Genomic DNA, 3,037 nt, shown 5'->3' with positions numbered 1-3,037 from the left:
GGCGTAGTACAGGCCCTTGAGCGCCAGCAGTTCCGCGTGGGTGCCGCTCTCCACCACGCGGCCCCGCTCCAGCACGTGGATCGCGTCGGCATGCAGCACGGTCGAAAGCCGGTGCGCGATCAGCAGCGTGATCTGCGTGCGGTCTTCGGAGATGCGGCGCACGGTCTCGGTGACCTGCTGCTCGGTCAGCGAGTCCAGCGCCGAAGTGGCCTCGTCGAACACCAGCAGGCGCGGCTCGCGCAGCAGCGCCCGCGCGATCGACAGCCGTTGGCGCTCGCCGCCCGAGAGCTTGGTGCCGCCCTCGCCGATCACCGTATCCAGCCCCTGCGGCAGGCGCGCCAACAGCGCCGCGCATTGCGCGTGCTCCAGCGCGGCCAGGATCTGCGCGTCCGTCGCATCCGGGCGCACGAACAGCATGTTCTCGCGCACCGTGCCGCCGAACAGGCTGGTCTCCTGCGTCACGTAGCCGACCTGCCGGCGCGCCTCGTTGTAGCGCAGCTTGCGGGTGCTGACCTCGTTGAAGAAGACCTCGCCCGACACCGGCCGGTACAGGCCGAGCAGCAGCTTCACCAGCGTGGACTTGCCGGACCCCGACGGGCCGACGAAGGCGATGGTGTCGCCACGGCGGGCGGAGAAGCTGACGTCGTCGAGCGCATTCTCCTCGGCGCCGCGGTGGCGGAACACCACGTGGTCGAAGCGCAGCGACTCGATCGCGCCGACGTGCACCGCATCCTTGGGCCGCTGGTCGATCGGCTTGGCCATCAGCTCCGCGAAATTGGCCAGCGAGGAACTCGCTTCGCGCCAGGTCAGGATGATCGTGCCCAGCTCCTGCAGCGGCGCGAGGATGCCGACCGAGATGAACTGCATGGCGATCAGCTCGCCGGTGGAGAGCACGTTGCGGAAGATCAGCCACAGCAGCGTGAACAGCACCGACAGCTTGAGCAGGCTGAGCGTGGAGCCCTGCAGGAAGGACAGCCAGCGGATGCGGCGCACCTTGGCCATCTCGAGCTCGAAGATCGCGTGCGTCTGCGCCTCCAGGCGCCGGATTTCGCGGAAGGTCAAGCCCAGGCTCTTGATCAGGGCGACGTTGCGCAGGCTCTCGGTGATGAAGCCGGCGTTGCGCGTCGTCTCGCGGTTCAGTGCCCGCTGCTGGCTGCGGATCTGCCGGCTCAGCAGGCCGGACAGGCCGCCCAGCACCAGCAGGCCGAACAGGAACACCGGCACCAGCAGCCAGCTGCGCGTGACCGCGTACCAGAGCAGGAAGGCCAGGCCGACGAGCGAGGCGAACAGCACGTTGATGAAGGCGTTGATGAAGCGCTCGGTGTCGCGCCGCACGCGCAGCAGCAGCGACAGCGTCTCGCCGCTGCTCTGGTCCTCGAACTCCTGGTAGCGCAGCCGCAGCGTCTGGCGCAGCCCGTCGTTGAAGATCTGGGTGCCGAAGCGCTGCACCACGACGCGCGTCACATAGTCCTGCAAGGCCTTGCAGGCCCGCGAGGCGATCGCCACCGCTACCGCCAGCGCCAGCAGCCGCAGCGCGCCGCGCACCAGCTCGTCGTCGCTCTTGACGTCGCGCTGGTTGGCGTAGCCGTCCACCAGCCAGCCGAAGATGATCGGATCCAGCAGCGCCAGCACCTGGCCGAGGGCGGCGAGCAGCAACGCGAGCGCCGCCAGCTTGCGCTGCGGCCTGAGGTATTTCCACAGCAGGTTCATTCACCGGATTCTGCGGGCCGGGCGGAGTGGCCCGGGGGCGATCCGGTCGGCGGGACTACTCCGCGACGATGTTGGCCGCCTTGATCACCTGTGCCCACTTCCTCGTTTCGCTGTCCAGGAAGGTCCGGAACTCCGCTGCCGTGCCGCCGCGCAGCTGCAGGCCGGCGGCTTCCGCCTTCCTGCGCACTTCCGGATCCGCGATGGCCGCATTGGTCTCGGTATTGAGCCGCTGCAGGATCCCGGCCGGCGTGCCGGCGGGCGCCATGAGGCCGTACCAGCCGTAGCCGACCACGTTCGGCAGGCCGGACTCGACGAAGGTCGGCGCCTCCGGATACAGCGGCGTGCGCTTCTCGTTTGCAACCGCCAGCACGCGCAGCTTGCCGGCCTGCACGTGCGGCACGGCGGTGGAAATCGCGGTGAGCGTCGCGTCGATGCGGCCGGCCAGCAGCTCGGTATAGGCCGGCGCGTCGCCCTTGAACTGCACCACGATGCCCTTGGCGCCCGCCGAGCGCATCAGCAGTTCGGCGGTGAGGTGCGGCGCCGAGCCGGCGCCGGGCGAGCCGAAGGTGAAGCCCTTGGGATTGGACTGGCCCCAGCGCACGAACTCCGCCACCGTCTTGTACGGCGCGTTCGCGTTGACCACGAGGAACAGCGGCGCGATGGCCGTGCTGACGATCGCCTCGAAGCTCTTGTGCACGTCGTAGGGCAGGTTGGCATACAGCGCCTCGCCGATGGCGATCGGCGCTGCGGCATGCAGCAGGGTGTAGCCGTCCGGCGGGGCCTTGGCGACGTAGTCGTTGGCGATGCGCGTGCCGGCGCCGGCCCGGTTTTCCACCACGACGGCCTGCCCCAGCCTGGCGCCCAGGAAGTCACCCAGCACCCGCGTCAGGATGTCGTTGGAGCCGCCTGCGTTGTAGGGCGAGATCAGGCGAACCGGGCGGCTGGGCCAGGACTGGGCCGCCACGGGCAGGCCCAGGGGCGCCAGGGCCGCGGCGGCGGCGCCCAGCAGGTGGCGGCGGGTGAGGTTCATGGCTTGTCTCCTTGGTGATCTCGCTCGGTCCGCGCGCCGGCCTCAGATCCTGCGCACGGGGGGATAGGCGTACTCGAATTCCAGGTGCTCGCGCTGGGGCTGGTATAGCCGCAGAACGATGTAGAACAGCTCGCCTGCCGGGGCCGGCAGCCAGTTGTGGCCCGGGCCGGGATCCTGCGCCTGCAGGCGGATCGCCAGGCTGCCGTCGGGCTCGTAGCGCAGGTCCGGCGTGCGGTCGCCGATTGAGTAGCGGCCGATCGGGTTGGCCACGAACAGGCAGTCGCTGCGACGGTAGAG

Annotated in this window: 3 protein-coding genes; all 3 read right to left on the bottom strand. The window is 69.7% G+C overall.

Annotated elements, in window-relative coordinates; all coding sequences use genetic code 11:
- Positions 1-1,710 (bottom strand): ABC transporter ATP-binding protein (locus VFM98_RS24670; protein ID WP_325112537.1); only part of this gene is annotated, 1,710 nt, incomplete at its 3' end.
- A gap of 55 nt (positions 1,711-1,765) precedes the next feature.
- Positions 1,766-2,740 carry a tripartite tricarboxylate transporter substrate binding protein gene (locus VFM98_RS24665; RefSeq protein WP_325112536.1) on the bottom strand — a complete coding sequence of 325 codons (975 nt, stop codon included), beginning with the start codon at positions 2,738-2,740 and terminating at the stop codon, positions 1,766-1,768.
- Positions 2,741-2,782: 42 nt separating this feature from the next.
- A partial coding sequence (locus tag VFM98_RS24660) for a DUF1214 domain-containing protein (protein WP_325112535.1) occupies positions 2,783-3,037 on the bottom strand: 255 nt, incomplete at its 5' end.

This window comes from Ramlibacter sp. (assembly GCF_035706265.1).
GTDB lineage: Bacteria > Pseudomonadota > Gammaproteobacteria > Burkholderiales > Burkholderiaceae_C > Ramlibacter.
Note: the sequence above shows the minus strand (reverse complement) of the source record. Positions and strands in the feature narration are given on the sequence as shown.

What these genes read in the sequence shown, in the direction of transcription:
- VFM98_RS24665 (WP_325112536.1), bottom strand. Translation starts at nt 2,740, where the DNA reads ATGAACCTCACCCGCCGCCACCTGCTGGGCGCCGCCGCCGCGGCCCTG.